The 16932-nt window shown below is 31.0% G+C and carries 16 protein-coding genes and 4 tRNA genes; all 20 read left to right on the top strand.

From position 1 onward, the window contains the following. Positions 1-189: 189 nt before the first annotated feature. The 20 genes from MWH25_RS05405 (at position 190) to MWH25_RS05495 (ending at position 16926) form a co-directional block, all read left to right on the top strand. A complete protein-coding gene (locus tag MWH25_RS05405; protein WP_248626611.1) occupies positions 190-744 on the top strand; it encodes a hypothetical protein in 555 nt (184 codons plus the stop codon). Positions 745-871: 127 nt separating this feature from the next. Next, a tRNA-Tyr gene (locus MWH25_RS05410) sits at positions 872-956 on the top strand. Positions 957-1008: 52 nt separating this feature from the next. Next, positions 1009-1098 (top strand) — tRNA-Leu (locus MWH25_RS05415). Positions 1099-1216: 118 nt separating this feature from the next. Then, a tRNA-Met gene (locus MWH25_RS05420) sits at positions 1217-1292 on the top strand. Between the two features lie 110 nt (positions 1293-1402). Continuing rightward, positions 1403-1479, top strand: a tRNA-Met gene (locus MWH25_RS05425). 394 nt (positions 1480-1873) lie between these two features. Next, positions 1874-2995 (top strand): HEAT repeat domain-containing protein, encoded by a 1122-nt coding sequence (locus tag MWH25_RS05430; protein WP_248626613.1) that lies wholly within the window; start codon positions 1874-1876, stop codon positions 2993-2995. 557 nt (positions 2996-3552) lie between these two features. Then, on the top strand, positions 3553-5016 hold the full coding sequence (gene glgA / locus MWH25_RS05435) for a glycogen synthase GlgA (RefSeq protein WP_248626614.1): 1464 nt from the start codon (positions 3553-3555) through the stop codon (positions 5014-5016). 36 nt (positions 5017-5052) lie between these two features. Beyond that, positions 5053-5721, top strand: coding sequence for a DUF4912 domain-containing protein (locus MWH25_RS05440; RefSeq protein ID WP_248626615.1), 669 nt, complete (start codon positions 5053-5055; stop codon positions 5719-5721). A gap of 61 nt (positions 5722-5782) precedes the next feature. Beyond that, positions 5783-7432, top strand: a complete 1650-nt coding sequence (locus MWH25_RS05445) for a glycoside hydrolase family 57 protein (RefSeq protein ID WP_248626616.1) — start codon at positions 5783-5785, stop codon at positions 7430-7432. Between the two features lie 152 nt (positions 7433-7584). Continuing rightward, a complete protein-coding gene (gene glgP, locus MWH25_RS05450) occupies positions 7585-10128 on the top strand; it encodes an alpha-glucan family phosphorylase (protein ID WP_248626617.1) in 2544 nt (847 codons plus the stop codon). 107 nt (positions 10129-10235) lie between these two features. Further along, complete coding sequence (locus MWH25_RS13020; RefSeq protein ID WP_345947226.1) at positions 10236-10394, top strand: group II intron maturase-specific domain-containing protein; 159 nt, start codon at positions 10236-10238, stop codon at positions 10392-10394. Further along, positions 10370-10555 (top strand): group II intron maturase-specific domain-containing protein, encoded by a 186-nt coding sequence (locus tag MWH25_RS05455; RefSeq protein WP_345947227.1) that lies wholly within the window; start codon positions 10370-10372, stop codon positions 10553-10555. The genes MWH25_RS13020 and MWH25_RS05455 overlap by 25 nt, the downstream gene beginning before the upstream one ends. 230 nt (positions 10556-10785) lie before the next feature. Beyond that, a complete protein-coding gene (locus tag MWH25_RS05460) occupies positions 10786-11454 on the top strand; it encodes a DUF421 domain-containing protein (protein ID WP_248626618.1) in 669 nt (222 codons plus the stop codon). A gap of 76 nt (positions 11455-11530) precedes the next feature. Next, a complete protein-coding gene (locus MWH25_RS05465; protein ID WP_248626619.1) occupies positions 11531-11824 on the top strand; it encodes a hypothetical protein in 294 nt (97 codons plus the stop codon). Positions 11825-11960: 136 nt separating this feature from the next. Further along, on the top strand, positions 11961-12479 hold the full coding sequence (locus tag MWH25_RS05470) for a transcription repressor NadR (protein WP_248626620.1): 519 nt from the start codon (positions 11961-11963) through the stop codon (positions 12477-12479). A gap of 241 nt (positions 12480-12720) precedes the next feature. Next, entirely contained in the window at positions 12721-13734 is a 1014-nt protein-coding gene (locus MWH25_RS05475; protein ID WP_248626622.1) for a PTS sugar transporter subunit IIC, read from the top strand. A 126-nt stretch (positions 13735-13860) separates the two neighbouring features. Beyond that, complete coding sequence (locus MWH25_RS05480) at positions 13861-15108, top strand: glucose-1-phosphate adenylyltransferase (RefSeq protein ID WP_248626624.1); 1248 nt, start codon at positions 13861-13863, stop codon at positions 15106-15108. A 192-nt stretch (positions 15109-15300) separates the two neighbouring features. Further along, positions 15301-15615 carry a cell division FtsX domain-containing protein gene (locus MWH25_RS05485; protein ID WP_248626625.1) on the top strand — a complete coding sequence of 105 codons (315 nt, stop codon included), beginning with the start codon at positions 15301-15303 and terminating at the stop codon, positions 15613-15615. A 40-nt stretch (positions 15616-15655) separates the two neighbouring features. Continuing rightward, positions 15656-15904 (top strand): hypothetical protein, encoded by a 249-nt coding sequence (locus tag MWH25_RS05490; RefSeq protein ID WP_248626626.1) that lies wholly within the window; start codon positions 15656-15658, stop codon positions 15902-15904. Positions 15905-16098: 194 nt separating this feature from the next. Next, positions 16099-16926: a sigma-70 family RNA polymerase sigma factor gene (locus MWH25_RS05495; protein WP_248626627.1), complete on the top strand. Its 828-nt coding sequence runs from the start codon at positions 16099-16101 to the stop codon at positions 16924-16926. The last annotated feature ends 6 nt before the right edge of the window (positions 16927-16932 follow it).

Here is a 16932-nt window from a genome sequence, read left to right on the forward strand (position 1 = left end):
TTAGCTAGCTCTTATTTATTCGCAGACGAATCTTAGAAGCTCAGAAAAAATCTTTCAGAACGAGAAATCTCCCTCATAGTTCTAAGCAAAAGTTACACATAATTGTAATTAAAATTCAATTAAAGTTATACTTTATTAATTATTGAAGTATATATTATAATAAACATTATTCATTAAGGAGGAAATAGAATGAAGTTATGTGATGACTGCATTAAAAACTTAGCCACTGAATTGTCCAGTCAAGCAAAAGCAATTTTTGAGAATGTTTTTCCAATCTTAAAGCAAGGAAAGGGCTTAACTAAAAGAGAAATCGGTAGATTGGCAAGATTAAATAGATCAGCAACCAATTATCTTCTGCGAGAGCTAGAATCCAGTTTAGTTGTAGCTTATCAGTTTCATGGTCGAAATAGAGTCTATTATTTAACTGAAACTGGGAAAAGGTTGTTAGAGTTAGAAGAGAAAAGTGTAAACAAAGAAGATGAGAACATTCAAGCTCAATCTAGTGATGAGGCTGAAGAAGAGTTAACAGTAGAATCAGCATCTGAGAATGAAACTAGTGAGCAAGAAGAAGACTATATTGAAGATGTTGAAGATACTGATCAAGAAAATGAGCTAACTCAAGAAGAAAATTCAGAATCAAAAGTAGAACAAGATAATCAAGAAGCAGAAACAACTGATATTAGTTCTAATAAGACCAATTCTAAAACAGAAGAGCAAGAATTAAATTGGAGTATATTTGAATAGAAATTATTAATTTTACAAAAAAGAAGAGAAAAAACACTGTTTTTCTTGACAGATAATAAATTCTATGATATATTATCAAATGTCGTAGCAAAGAAAGATAATAAATTAAAGAAAGATAATAAATTTTGGAGGGGTTCCCGAGTGGCTAAAGGGAGCAGACTGTAAATCTGCCGGCGACGCCTTCGAAGGTTCGAATCCTTCCCCCTCCACCATTTAATATTTTTTAACTAGTTACTACAAACTGTACACTATAAATTATAATAAGCCGGGGTGGCGGAATTGGCAGACGCATCGGACTTAAAATCCGATGGGACTTTCGTGCCCGTGTCGGTTCGAGTCCGACCCCCGGCACCATCTTTAAAAGCAGTGAATAAATAATATTGAATATTTAATAGTTGAAAATCAAGCTCGTTAAATTTTTTAGGTTTTTCATTATTCAATATTAGATATAAAATATTAAATGAATTTTTGTCGCGGGGTAGAGCAGCTGGTAGCTCGTCGGGCTCATAACCCGGAGGTCGTTGGTTCGAATCCAACCCCCGCAACCAAAATAAAAAGCAATGAATATTTAATATTGAATAATTAATAGTTAAGTTCAAGACCTTAAGAACTTAAAAACTATTCAATATTAAATGTAAAATATTAAATGAACTTATGTGGCGGTGTAGCTCAGCTGGCTAGAGCATGCGGTTCATACCCGCAGAGTCGGGGGTTCAAGTCCCTCCGCCGCTACCAATTAATAATCTAATAATATTCTTACTAACTCCATTCTATTAAGGATGGATTTTTTGTTTAATTAATTTGAAAAAGATAAAGGAAAAAGAGAATCAATATTGAAATACTATAACAAGCTGAATATTGTCGATAAGAGTACTCTCAGCTAAAATGAAATATTGGAAGAGTGAATATTTAGTCGTAGAATGTTTTGCAATTATTGATGATTTAAGTGTTTGTGGTTTTATGATTTTGAATTCAATTGTCAATTGTACATTGTAAATTGTACACTAAGACGGGGGTGCAGAGAAACTTAGTTATCTGCGAAGTATTGTAATACCAGGCTTTAATTTAGCTGAGAGCTTATGATAAGTGAGAAGGGGTGATTGAAATTTCTTTTTATCTGGAGTTATTAATGGAAGATTATACATATTTACTATTGGTCACAAGCGGAATAGTTATTATTATAGGTTTGCTTTTAATACTTAAAAAGAGAAGAATAAAAGATGATAATATAGATGATGAGTATAAAGCTGTAACTAGGTTGATTGAAACTGACTTTAAGAAAGCATTAAATAGATTAGATAAGATAGAAGATATAGAGTTTAAGAAAGATTTGATTTTAAAAGGAAAAAAAGATTTAGAGAAGAATTCTTATCGGCAAATTAAAAACTATTTAGTAACTGATGATTTTTTAAAGCAATTATTAGCGGAAACTTTTAATCAAAATGTAGAACAAAGAAAAAAAACAGCTTTTGTTTTATTGGAAATTGGGACAACCCAAGCTATTGATTATTTAATTGCTTTGCTCTATGATAAAGATGATCAAGTTAGAAATTTAGTAATTAAAAATTTATCAAAACTTGATAGTCCTAAAGTGATAACTACTTTAATTAATTACTTAGATTCCTGTGATGACTTAGCAACTTTAAATGTTTTGCAAGAATCTTTTTTAGAACTTGGTTCTGCTGGTGTATCACAATTATTGGCGTTATTAAAGTCACGAGATAAAGCTTACTTGAATTGGATTATAGAGATCTTGGGAGAAATTGGGAATGAACAGGTTGTTGACCCATTGATCAATCTATTATATCAACATCCTACTCCACAAGTTAGAGTTATGACAGCTAAAAGTTTAGCAAAGTTTGAGGGGGAAAAGGTATTTAAAGCACTACTCCATAAAATTGAAGATGATGATTGTAATGTAAGAGCCCAGGTAGCCAAGTTGTTAGGAAAGTTTAAGGGCAAAGAAATTATTCCTTATTTGTGTAAAATGTTAACTGATAGCAGTGGAATTGTTAGGAATAATGCTTGTCAATCTTTACTTGAGTTAGGGGATAAAGGAATTAAATATCTTATTATCGCAATTGAATCTAAAGATTTAAAACCTGATGTTATGAATAAAATTAGAAAGTTGGATTCCTTAAAGTTATTACGAGTTGCTAAAGAGATTTATCGAACTGATAATAGTGATCAAGAGAGTAATACATTGAAGTTAATTAAACAAGATGAAAATCAAGAAGAATTAACTGGATAATTAATAGATTGCTCTGAAACAAGTTAAATTGTTATCATATGTTGAAGATATAACTTTCTAGCAATTTATATATTTATTTTACTTTAGTAATTCAGAGTATAGTATGAATAAACCATTAGCCAAATTGACAATAATAAGTTGACTAAGAAATAATATCAGGTCAATTTATAGTTGTCAATTTTATTGTATAATCAAAATTATCAGAATATTAAGTTAATTGCAAGAAGCTCTATACCAATTAAGTTAACTTAATTGGTATAGAGCTTAAGTTTAAGGCTGAGGAAATGATTTTTATTACGAAGGGTTTTTATAGACTGAAGGTAAGGTTAAACCAACCATTAAAACCATAAGGGTTTAGATCTTACTTAGACTTAGACTGAAACTTAAGCTTAATTACATCTAATATACATTTATTTACAATTATTGAAGGAATTTAATTTGAAATAAAGAAAGAATAGAAATAGGCTTTTGATTTTTTTAATAAAAGGTTGAGTAATAAGGGTATAATAAGAGATTGTAGGAGTTTAAAATTGAATTAATTTTTTAGGAGGTCAGTTATGAAAAAAGAATTAAAGATATTATTTGTATCTTCAGAAGTAGCACCTTTTGCTAAGACTGGAGGCTTAGCAGATGTAGCAGGTTCTTTACCACAGGCAATAAAAAGATTAGGTCATGATATAAGGGTAGTTATGCCAGAGTATAGTCAAATTCCCAATGAATATCTTGAGAAATTAAAACATATACTTCATTTTAGGACTAAGGTTGGATGGAGAGATAATTATGTAGGGATCAATAAATTGGATAATATCGGCGTAACTACATACTTTATAGATAATAAAAACTATTTTGACCGTGAATCTTTATATGAAAATCCTGATCAGCATATTCAATTTACTTATTTTTGTAGGGCTATTTTAGAGATGTTACCTAAGATTGGATTTAAACCGGATATTATTCATTGTAATGATTGGCAAACAGGGCCGCTAAGTATAATGCTGAAAGAAGATTATCAAATGTATGATTATTATAAAGATATTAAAACAGTATATACTATTCATAATTTGCGTTATCAAGGGCAATTTGGAAGAGAGATTTTAAGTGATGTACTCTGTTTAGATGGCAAGCACTGGGATTCAGGGGTTTTAAGACATGATGGTGCTGTTAATTATATGAAGATGGGAATTAATATGTCAGATATTGTTAATACAGTCAGTAAAACCTATGCTGAAGAGATTAAGACATCTGAATTCGGTGAAGGGTTGGATTATGTAATGCGGATGAATGCTGATGATTTATATGGCATAATTAATGGAATTGATTATGAGCAATATGATCCAGAGACTGATCAAAGAATTTATAGTAATTATAGTGCTGATAATCTAGAAGGTAAATATGTAAATAAGAAGAGATTACAAGAAGAGATGGGTTTACCGGTCAGGCAGGATATTCCTGTTATTGGATTGGTATCTAGGTTGGTAGATCAAAAAGGTCTTGATTTAATAGAAGAGATAATTTATGATCTGCTGAATGAAACTGAGCTTCAATTTATAATGTTAGGTACAGGTCAAGCTAGGTATGAAGAAATGTTTAATATAGTAGCACAAGATTTTCCTGATAAGATGGCAGCAAATATTAAATATGATGTAAATATAGCTCAAAAGATTTATGCTGGAAGTGATATGTTTTTGATGCCTTCAAAGTATGAACCATGTGGATTGGGACAATTATTCAGTTTAAGATATGGTACCATTCCAATAGTAAGGGAAACTGGTGGCTTGAATGATACTATCCAACCTTATAATGAAGTTACTGGAGTAGGAAATGGATTCCACTTCAGTTCTTATGATGCGAATGAATTATTGTACACTATACGTCGAGCGGTTTTAGTATATCACCAACAAAAAACTTGGAATAGAATTGTTAAAAGAGCAATGAAAGCTGATCATAGTTGGAAAAATTCAGCTCAAGGATATCTTGAAATTTATTATAAATTGATTGAAACTAATTTAAAATTAGATTAATTAAAATAAAAGTTGACTTTTAAGGAGGGGTTGGCAATGTCAAAGGTGGAAAGAGTAAGTTTGGATAAACTACAAAAGCAAGAGGAGTATTTAACAAGTCCGAGCGGGAATTCGGCAGAATCAATTGAAGAGATTCAGGAAAGTAATATCTGGAGTCAATATCAATTGTCAGAAGAATATGGTGAAAATAAAATAGTTATGCAGGTTAAAAATCCTACTTCAGTTCATCTGTATTGGGGATTTACAGATGAACTGGCTAATCAGGTTCTGTCTAAATTAGGATACCATGATTTATCTGAATTACCATTAGTCTTAAGACTTTATGATTTAACTATCAATAAGCAGTATAATATTAATACTACTTTAGAGCATAAGGACTGGTATATTAATGAATTGAACCCTGGACATAATTACCTAGTGAAGCTGGGAGTTATTGAGGATGAAATGAAATTTCATCCTATAATTGAGTCTAATCCAATTCGAACACCACGTAATACAGTCAGTGATAATTTAGATCAGGATTGGATGACTGTGAAGGATAAGTTAGAAAAGATCTATTTTTTATCTGGGAAAGGAGAGTTAGAAGAAGGATATAGTTCTCCAGAGCTTATCCAAAAAGAAGAAAAAGTAATTCAATTATCAAGATTAGAAGAGGGATATAGTTCTATTTCATTACTGAAGGGGAGTTCAGAAATAGTTGAATAATTAGATTTAGAATTAATAAATTGGATAATTAATTTAAAGGAGATAATTAATTTAAGGAGTGGTGACTATTTTTAAGGAGGAGAAAGGTTATTTATCTTTAATTTTACATGCTCATTTGCCCTTTGTACGCCATCCAGAAGAAAAGGATTTTTTAGAGGAACGGTGGTTGTTTGAAGCAATTACAGAAACATACATTCCATTATTAAATTATTTTGAAGGGTTATATCGAGATAAGGTAGAGTATAGACTAACAATGTCTTTAACTCCACCGTTAATCTCAATGTTAACCGATTCATTATTACAAGAACGTTATATTAATCATATTGATAATCTAATAGAACTTGCTCATAAAGAGTTAGAACGAACTGCTAGTCAACCACAGTTTAATCGGAATGCAAATATGTATTTAGAACGATTCAAGCAGAGTAAAGATATCTTTGTTAATTACTATAATAAAAATTTGGTTAATGGTTTTAAAAAGTTTCAGGACTTAGGTTATTTAGAATTGATTACTTGTGGAGCGACCCATGGATATCTTCCATTAATGCAAGAATATCCAGAAGCCGTTAGAGCTCAAATAGAAGTAGCAATTAAGACACATAAAAAACATTTAGGAAGGAAACCTAGAGGAATTTGGTTACCTGAATGTGCTTATTATCCAGGGTTAGAAAAAATATTAAAAGAGTATGATTTGAGATTTTTTATTGTGGATACACATGGTATTTTGCATGCTAACCCTCGACCTAAATATGGAGTTTTTGCTCCAATCTATACTGAAACAGGAGTAGCTGCTTTTGGCAGAGAGCAGGAATCTTCTAAGCAAGTTTGGAGTTCTCAAGAAGGATATCCTGGTGATTATAATTATCGAGAATATTATTGTGATATTGGTTTTGAGTTACCATTAGATTATATCCAGCCGTATATTCATCAGGACGGAATCAGAATTGATACAGGTATGAAATATTATAAAATCACTGGTGAAGATTGTGAGAAGGAGCCTTATAATTATCAAGTAGCTAGAGAAAAAGCAGCACTTCATGCTGGGGATTTTATGAAGAATAGGATTGAGCAGATTGAAAATTTAACCAGTTTAATTGATCGAAAACCGTTAATTATCTCTCCTTATGATGCAGAATTATTTGGGCATTGGTGGTATGAGGGGCCTGATTTTTTAAATTTCTTAATTCGAAAGGTTGCCTACGATCAAGATATTATAAAGTTAATTTCTCCAATTGATTATTTAGAGAAATATCCTAAAAATCAGATCTGCCAGCCACCAATGTGTAGCTGGGGGGCTAAAGGGTATAATGATGTGTGGCTTGATGGTAGTAATGATTGGATCTATCGCCATTTGCATCAAGCTGTAGAAAAAATGATCAAGTTGGCAACAGAAATTAATGAACCAGATGGTTTAACTAGGAGGGCTCTTAACCAAGCAGCTAGAGAGTTATTATTGGCCCAAAGTAGTGATTGGGCATTTATTATGAAAACGGGTACTATGGTTGAGTATGCTGTTAATAGAACTACAGCTCATATTCATCACTTTTTTAATCTGTTTAATCAAATTAAAGGAGGGAATATTGATCAAGAAAGGTTAACTGAATTAGAACAGAATAATAATATCTTTCCTGAAATTGATTATCAAATATATAGTGAATTTTATTCTCCTAAAATCAAGGGCCAAGGGGAAGAAATAGAAATTATTAGCTAAAAATTGTTTGAGTTGACAAGGAGAGTTTAATTAGATAATAGATGGAGGGATATAATTGTAATAACAGGTTTAAATTTAGCAAATGGTTTTTATTATGGAAGGTCTGATAAGACCTATAGAAAGAACACTAAATTATATTATGGAGGGGTACAATGAAATTTTATGGTAGTTTTTCTATTACTCCAGAAATACCAACTGAGATTTCAGAGTTAGAAAGATTAGCTTATAATCTTTGGTGGTCTTGGAATCCAGAGGCGGAAGAGTTATTTAAGGTTGTTGATTCTGAATTATGGAAAGAATCTCATAATAATCCGGTTGTATTTTTATCAAAGATTAGTTATGAGCGTCTAAAAGAGGTAAGTAATAAAAAAGAATTTATTAGAAATTATGAACAGGTTATTAATAACTTTGATAATTATTTAGAAGAGAAAGATACATGGTTTAATGATAATTTTCCATCGTTAATTAATGATGAGCAGAGGGTTATTGCTTATTTTTCTACTGAATTTGGTTTTCATGAGTCATTGCCAATCTATTCTGGAGGACTAGGGGTTTTAGCTGGTGATCATTGTAAATCAGCAAGTGATTTGGGATTACCATTTGTTGGTGTAGGGTTATTGTATAGGCATGGTTACTTTAGACAAAGAATTAATAATGAAGGATGGCAAGAAGCATTACATCCTAATTTGAATTTTAGCAGATTACCTATAACTACAGTAAGGGATGAAGCAGGAGAGGAGTTATTAATCACAGTAAACTTACTAGATAGGGAGGTATATGCTAAAATATGGGAAGTGAAAGTGGGTAGGATTTCAGTTTATTTACTTGATACTGATCTGGAAATTAATCAAAAGCGTGATCGAAATATAACCTCTAGATTATATGAAGGAGATCAAGAAAAAAGGATTTGTCAGGAAATAATTTTAGGGATTGGTGGGGTTAAGGCATTAGATAAAATGGGGTATGAACCTGTTGTTTGGCATATGAATGAAGGGCATTCTGCTTATTTAGGATTGGAAAGGATAAGGAAATTAATTACAAAGGAAGATTTAAAGTTTGAACAGGCATTAGAGAAGGTAGCAGCCAATACTGTCTTTACTACTCATACACCTGTTCCAGCAGGAAATGAAACTTTTTCTTTTGAGCTAAAAGAAAAATACTTTTCGACTTATTGGGAAGAGTTAGAGATTAGTAGAGAGAATTTTATGCAGTTAGGTTGTGTAGACTTTCAACAATGTGATGAATTTGGTTTGACTGTATTAGCCTTGCAATTAGCTAGATTTAATAATGGAGTTAGCAAATTGCATGGAAAAGTAGCTAGTGAAATGTGGGAATCACTATGGTCTGGTGTGCCACCGACTGAGAATCCAATCAAGTATATTACTAATGGGATCCATACTTTGACTTGGTTGGCCCCAGAATGGAAGAAGCTCCTAGATCATTATTTACCGATTGATTGGAAGAGTAGAATCAAGCATTCTAAGATTTGGGAAAAAGTTAGAGAGATTCCTGCTAATAAATTTTGGCAAGTTCACCAGGATTTAAAGATAAAAATGATCGATTATATTCATGAAAGTAATTTGAAACGAAAAAAAAGATATGAGATTATTGAAGATGAAACAGAAATAAAATTAGATAAAGATAAATTAACTATTGGTTTTGCACGTAGATTTGCTACGTATAAACGGGCCAATTTGATCTTTAAGGATTTAAAAAGGTTGAAGGAAATTTGTAATAAAGAAGGGCAGGAAGTACAGCTTATCTTTGCAGGGAAAGCTCATCCAGCTGATATACCAGGACAAGAATTAATTAAAGAGATTCATGATATTGCGGAAAGTGATGATTTTAAAGGAAAAGTATTTATCTTAGAAAATTATGATATGAATTTAGCTAGATACCTAGTTCAAGGAGTCGATGTCTGGTTGAATAATCCTCGGCGACCATTAGAGGCAAGTGGAACCAGTGGACAGAAAGTAGCAGCAAATGCTGGACTTAATTTCAGTGTATTAGATGGTTGGTGGTGTGAAGGATATAATGGAAGGAATGGCTGGACAATTGGCCATAAATCTGAATATAGTAGTAATCAAGAACAGGATTTAATCGATAGCAACTCTCTATATAAGACTTTAGAGGAAGAGATTATTCCTTTATATTACGATTTTAATAAAGATGGTGTTCCTGAAGAATGGGTTGAACGAATGAAAGAAACAATGATTACTAATGCTCCAGAATATAGTACAGATCGAATGGTTGAAGAGTACACTGAAATGCTATATATGCCAGCTTTAAAAAGGGGTAAGAAGCTATGGAATGACAATTATCAAAAAGCAAAGGAATTAGCTGAATGGAAGGCTAAATTGAGAAATAATTGGCATGAAATTAACCTTTCAGTTCAAGAACAGGCAAAGGGTAATTATAATATTAATGAAAATATTAATTTAAGTGTTCAGGTTAACTTAGGAGATCTAAAACCGACTGATGTAAAGGTTGAAATTTATTTAGTAACTACTAAAGATAAAGAGAAGATAGAAAGTATTCCAATGAGACTGAAAGAAGAAAGGAAGAATGGACTTTATATTTATACAGCAGTAATTAATTTGGGTGAGAGTGGCAGTTACAACTATACCTTTAGAGTAATTCCAAATTATGAAAAGTTAGTAGAAAAACATGAACTTGGTTTAATTAAATGGGTCTAAAGAAAAAACACTGGTTTATCCAGTGTTTTTTCTTTTGGTGTGTGCCTTGTAGATGCAATAAACAATAGGTGGAAATCCTATCCATGCTGTTTTAGCCAGTACGGTGTGTGAAACCAACAATAATAGGGTGTCTGCCGTATGGTATAACAAAATTCAAGAACAAAATAAGGAAGATTACTAGTAGAGCTAGACCATTTCCTGTAGAGGTGATAATTGCCGAGTTGAACCCAGTCTTGAGGGGTTGGGGGGGAACTACTTTAAGATAGGAAATGTAAAGAGACTATATAGAAAATTAGATGGATGGATAAGAATGAGAATACGTTCATTTATCGAAAAGAAAAAGGCGATAATACACCAAAATCATCGCCTTTCAAATAGTTATCTAAGAAATAAAGGACTTCAATCATTACTCATTGATGTGCTTTAATCAGGAGTAAAATATACATCTATGGTGACATAGAGTCGAGGACTTACTCTCTGATAAGGAGCACCAATAACCGAAAGCTGTATACGGGAAATCCGTACGTGCAGTTTGAAGAGGAGTCCCAGCCGTGAGGCTGGTCTTACTCTATTTAAAAATATAATTTATTTATTATGTATAAACTTGTTAAGTTTGCGGAAAATATTAGAAGAGACTTGTCATTTAGGGGCGATAAGATGTTTCAATTATTTTTGAGAACAATACTTATATATTTTGTGACTTTATTTGCTGTTAGATTAATGGGCAAAAGAGAGATAGGAGAGCTGTCTCCTTTTGATTTAGTAGTTTCAATTATGATAGCTGAATTAGCTGTAATTGTAATAGAAGATAGAGGTTCATCATTATGGTATGGAATTATTCCACTTTTAACTTTAGTAGGAATAGAAATATTTATTTCTTATATATCTTTAAAGAGTGAAATTATTCGAAAAGCAGCTAATGGAACTCCCAATATTATAATTAAGAATGGTGAGATTATAAAAGAAGAATTAAGAAATTCAAGATATACAATTCATGATTTATTAGCTCAATTACGACAGAAAGATATTTTTAGAATTACTGATGTTGAATTTGCTATTTTAGAGACTTCTGGGGATTTAAGTATTATTCCTAAATCTCAAAAAAGAATGGTGACCCCTAAAGATTTAAATTTAGATACTGAATATGAAGGTTTACCAATAATATTAATTGCAGATGGTAAGATTAATTATAAAAACTTGGAAAATTTAGATCTAGATGAGACCTGGCTTTTAGGGAAATTAAAAGAAGAGAATATTAACTATCCAAAGAATGTATTATTGGCCACTTTAGAGAACAATGATGAGTTTTACGTTGCTAAAAAGTAGCTTTTATTGAACTAATTATTAGTTATATTATTTCTTTAATGTGTGAAACTAAAGTTACAAAGGGGGAATAAATATAATGGCTAAAGACTCTAAACCTAATAATCAGCAGAGGAATTTAAAGGAACTTGAAAATAGGGGAGAAAATAGATTTGAAGGAGCAAGGGATCTTAGTCCTGATGATTTTGAAGATTTTAAGACTGGAGAAGAATTAAATGCAAATAATGAAAAGGAAGAGTTGAGAGCTGAAAATGAATTTGAGAGGGTAAGAGATCTCAATCCAGATGATTTTGAAGATTTTGAAGTGTCAGAAGAGCTTCAGGCAGCTAGAAGAAGACAAAATAAGGATAATAAAGATTTAAATAAAAAATAATTTTAATTAACTGTAATTTTCTAATGAAGAGTGGGCATTTTCAAGTGCCCACTCTTTTATAGTCTATTAGCAGGAATTTATTATTAAGTCTTGAATAAAGTAAGTGATTATCTTAAATTTAAGAGGAGTGATGGAGATGGAAACATCTAAAAGAAGAGAAGAGGTTTTAAATAAATTAAGTCAAGAATCAGATCCAATTACTGGTTCTGATTTGGCTGAATTTTTTGGGGTCAGTCGCCAAGTAATTGTACAAGATATTGCTTTATTAAGGGCCAAAGGTCATAAGATAGTAGCTACTTCTCAAGGTTATATTATGTCTCAACCTACAACTCAAATGGCACAGAAGACGATTGCTTGTAAACATCAAGAATCAGAGATAAAAGCTGAATTAGAAATAATTATTAAGTATGGAGGGAGAATTAAGGATGTAATTGTTGAACATCCAATCTATGGCGAATTGAAAGGGCTGTTGATGATTCAAAGTAAAGCTGAGTTAGAAGAGTTTTTGAAAAAATGCAGAGAAGAATCCAGTAAGCCATTGTCTTTTTTAACTGAAGGAATCCATTTACATACTATTGAAGCTTTAAATCAAGAAGTACTGAACTTGATTGAAAATAAACTTCAAGAAGCAGGCTTTTTATTAGAAGAAGATTAATTATAGCTTAAATAGTAACAAATTATTTTAACAAATAAGTACAGTTATGATATAGTCACTTATGAACACAATATTCTAAAAACAAACTTACACCTAAATATGTCTTTACACTTGACATGACAGGAATTAAGGTGTAAAATTAATAACTATAAAGATATATATAATGTAACATAAGTTTTGGAACAGATTGAACAGCAAGAAACAAATTCTTTAGTAAAAAAGAGTAGGGAGGAATAATTCGATGACTCAAAACATTAAGAATTATTTAGTGCGAAAAAATGTTGAATTTTCATTAGAGCGTTATGGTATTAAAGCATTAGCAGCTATGACTAAAGGTTTATTTGCTTCTTTAATCATTGGTTTGATCTTACAAGTCTTAGGAGAACAGCTAAGCATACCCTTATTAGTTAATTTTAGTGAAATAGCAATGGATATGATGGGACCAGCAATTGGCGTTTCTGTAGCTTATGGGTTACAAGCACCGCCTTTGGTTATATTTACCTCAGTTATTACAGGAGCAGCAGGTGCTGAGTTAGGAGGACCAGTAGGGGCTTTTTTAGCAGCTATAATTGGGGCAGAGTGTGGTAAATTAATCTCTAAAGAAACTAAACTTGATATAGTATTAACCCCTATGACAGTGATTATCTCAGGCTTATTAGTAGCTGATTTTGTTGGTCCGGCAATTGATACTTTAATGACTGGATTAGGTCAACTAATTATTCAAACAACAGAGTTACATCCAATTCCAATGGGAATTTTAGTTTCAGTACTAATGGGTATGGCTTTAACATTACCGATCAGTAGTGCTGCCATTGGTTTAATGTTGAGCTTAAGTGGTTTAGCAGCAGGAGCAGCAACAGTTGGTTGTAGTGCCCAAATGATTGGTTTTGCTGTAATCAGTTTTCGTGAAAATGGCTGGGGGGGGTTGGTCAGTCAAGGATTAGGTACTTCTATGTTGCAGATTCCTAATATAGTTAAAAACCCATATATTTGGATACCACCTACCTTAACTGGAGCTATTTTAGGGCCAATAGCAACTACACTAATTCCTCTAAAAAATATCCCAATTGGTTCTGGAATGGGAACTGCTGGATTAGTAGGTCAATTTGGAACTATTGAAGCAATGGGAACTGAAGTGATTGGAGCAGTTATCTTATTACATTTTGTTTTGCCTGCAAGTTTAAGTTTTTTAATTTATAAAATAATGTATAGTTTTAATTTAATACAAGATAAGGATCTATTATTAGATATTTGATACAACTTAAGTTCAAGGTTAAGGTTTAGATTAAATCAATAATTAAAAAAATAAAAAAAAGAATGGGTTTTAGTAATATTTTCCTTTTTTATTAATATTATATAATAAAAAGGGGAGGTAATATTAATGAAGACTTTAGCACTAATTTTAGCAGGAGGAAGAGGAACTAGGCTAGATATTCTTTCAGGACATAGAGCAAAGCCAAGTGTTCCCTTTGCAGGTAAGTACAGATTAATTGATTTTACTTTAAGTAATTGTGTAAATTCTGGTATCTATAATATCGGAATCTTAACTCAATACTTACCATTAGCTTTAAATAATCATATTGGAATAGGAAGACCTTGGGATCTTGATCGTAAAATGGGGGGGATAACTTTATTACAACCATATACTGGGGAAAAGAATAACTGGTATCAAGGAACAGCACATGCTGTTTATCAAAATATAAATTATATCAAGAATAAAAATCCTGATTATGTAATTATTTTATCTGGTGATCATGTTTATAAAATGGATTACAGTAAACTTATTTCATTTCATAAAGACAAGGGAGCAGATCTGACTATTGCAGCTCAACGAGTTCCTGAGCAAGAAGCAAGTAGATTTGGAATTTTAAAGTCAGATAATACAATGAAGGTTTTAGATTTTAAAGAAAAACCTAAAGATCCTCCTAGTAATTTAGCATCAATGGGAATTTATGTTTTTTCTACTGATGTTTTAATAAAAAAATTAGAAGCAATTTGTGATCATAAGCATTCAGATTTTGGACATCATATTATTCCAGAGATGATAAAAAATAATCAAACTTTTACTTATGAATTTGAAGGTTTTTGGAGAGATGTAGGTACATTACAATCATTTTGGGAGACCAACTTAGCTTTAATAAAGAAAGATTTAGAAATAGATTTATATGATAAAGAATGGAAGATCTATACGCGTGAATGTGAGGGATTACCTGTTAAATTTGGAGAAAAAGGAATAGCGATTCAAAGTCTAGTTTCTAACGGAGCAATAATTGATGGAAAAGTTGAAAACTCAGTTATTTCTCCAGGGGTCATTGTTGAGGAAGGAGCAGTTGTAAAGGATTCTATTATATTCCATAATACTAAAATAAAAAAGGATACAGTAATTAATAAATCTATAATTGATAAGAATGTAACTGTTGGCCCTAATGCTAAAATAGGAATAGGAAGTGATCTGACTCCAAATCAAGAAAGACCTAACGTTCTTAAAAATGGTTTGAATGTAATTGGTAAAGGGATTCAAATTCCTTCAGAAGTAATAATAGAACGGAATTGTAGGATACTTACTAGAATAAAACCGAAATATCTAAAAGAAGGTATTATTTCTAGTGGTACTACAATCAAAGAATAACATTACCAAACTATGAATCTTTATAATCCTAATTAAAAAGAAGCAACTGGTCTTAGACCAGTTGCTTCTTTTTTGTGATATAGAAACCTTAAATGTTGTTCTATAAATTACCAATGAATCTAAGTTGCAAAAATCAATCCTTCAACATAAATATAGTATTGTTGAATAAATAAATTAAAAGGAGGACATAATATGGATGAACTTCAAGAAAAATTAAAAAACATAGCAGAATTAACTGGAATTGATCCTGAGCTACTAAATGAATTAGATATTCAAAATTTAACTGAAGAAAAAATAGAGCTAATAGAGAAAATTTTTAATTTATACCTAACTGATCAAGAATCTTTTGCAGAATTTATTACTAATAGTGGTTTAAATGATATAGCTAATAATCTAGATGAAGATGTTAAAGAAGGGATTAAGGACAAAGATAATCTAAACGCTCTTAAGGATAAACTAGAGGATATAATCGAAGAAAAACAACTTAACCTTGATTTAGACTCTTAAAAATAAAAAAATATTACCACTAAATACAGGGAGGAGAATAATGGAAGATGCAATTATTGCTTTACAAGTTGACGAACGGGATAATTTTGCACCAGATGTACAGCACATATTAACTGAATATGGAGCAAATATAAAAACGAGACTAGGTTTACATAATGATAATCAAAATCAAGGTTTAATTTTGATTGAATTTGCAGGTGAAGATAACGAACTAGAAAGTTTTGAAGAAGAATTAAAAAAGGTTGAGCAATTAAATTTTAAAGCTATGAATCTAAAATTTAGAGAATAAAATATCAATTAAACTCTAAAGGTTGCCTAACGGCAACCTTCTTTTTTATCAATTAAGACCAAAAAGTAAAGCAATTTTTAATCTTTAAGTGAAAAAATAATATTTTTTCACTTAAATATTTGAAACTGTCATAATTTCGTAAAATTTATTTATTATAATTCTAAATAAGAACTTAAATAAGGAGTGAGTATAATATGGATAAGAATTCAATTAATATATATTTTAAAGAGACAAGCCATCGTTTGCTTTCTAAAGAAGAAGAAATTGAGTTAAGCAAAAGAATTGCTGCAGGAGATGAAGAAGCTCGAGAAAAATTGATTAATTTTAATTTGAGATTGGTAATTAGTATTGCTAAGAAATATAATAATCAAGGCTTGGATTTTTCAGACTTAATTCAAGAAGGAAATATTGGCTTAATTAAAGCGGTTGAAAAGTTTAAATATCAAAAAGGTTATAGGTTTAGTACTTATGCTACTTGGTGGATTGAACAGAAAATTAGGAGAGCAATTAAACGTCAAGGACGAACAATTAGATTATCTTTTCAAGTTCAAAATAATATTAATCAACTGAAACGAATTCAAGAATACTTAAGGGCCAAATTCCAACGGGAACCAACCTTAAAAGAATTAGCAGAAGATATGAACTTATCTGTACAAAAAACAAGTGAATTGATTGAACTAAGTCAGGATATATCTTCTTTAAATAATAAAATTGGAGAAAACAAAAATAGTGATCTATTTTCCTTAATCCCTAGTGAATTTGATCTAATTAAAATTATTCTTGAAGAAGATCTCAGAACAATGATCGATAAATTATTAAGTTATCTAACTAATAGAGAGGAAAGAATCATTAAATTAAGATTTGGATTAGAGGATGGAAGAGAAAGAACATTTAAAGAAATAGCTAAACAATTAGATCTTTCCCGTGAAAGAATTAGACAATTACTAAATAGGGCATTAGAAAAACTACAACGACTTAATTATAATAAAAATTTAGATACATATTTAGGTGTAGTTAGTTGACAAGTA

Origin of the sequence: Natroniella acetigena (assembly GCF_023227745.1) — a bacterium.
GTDB classification, from domain to species: Bacteria; Bacillota; Halanaerobiia; order Halobacteroidales; family Halobacteroidaceae; genus Natroniella; species Natroniella acetigena.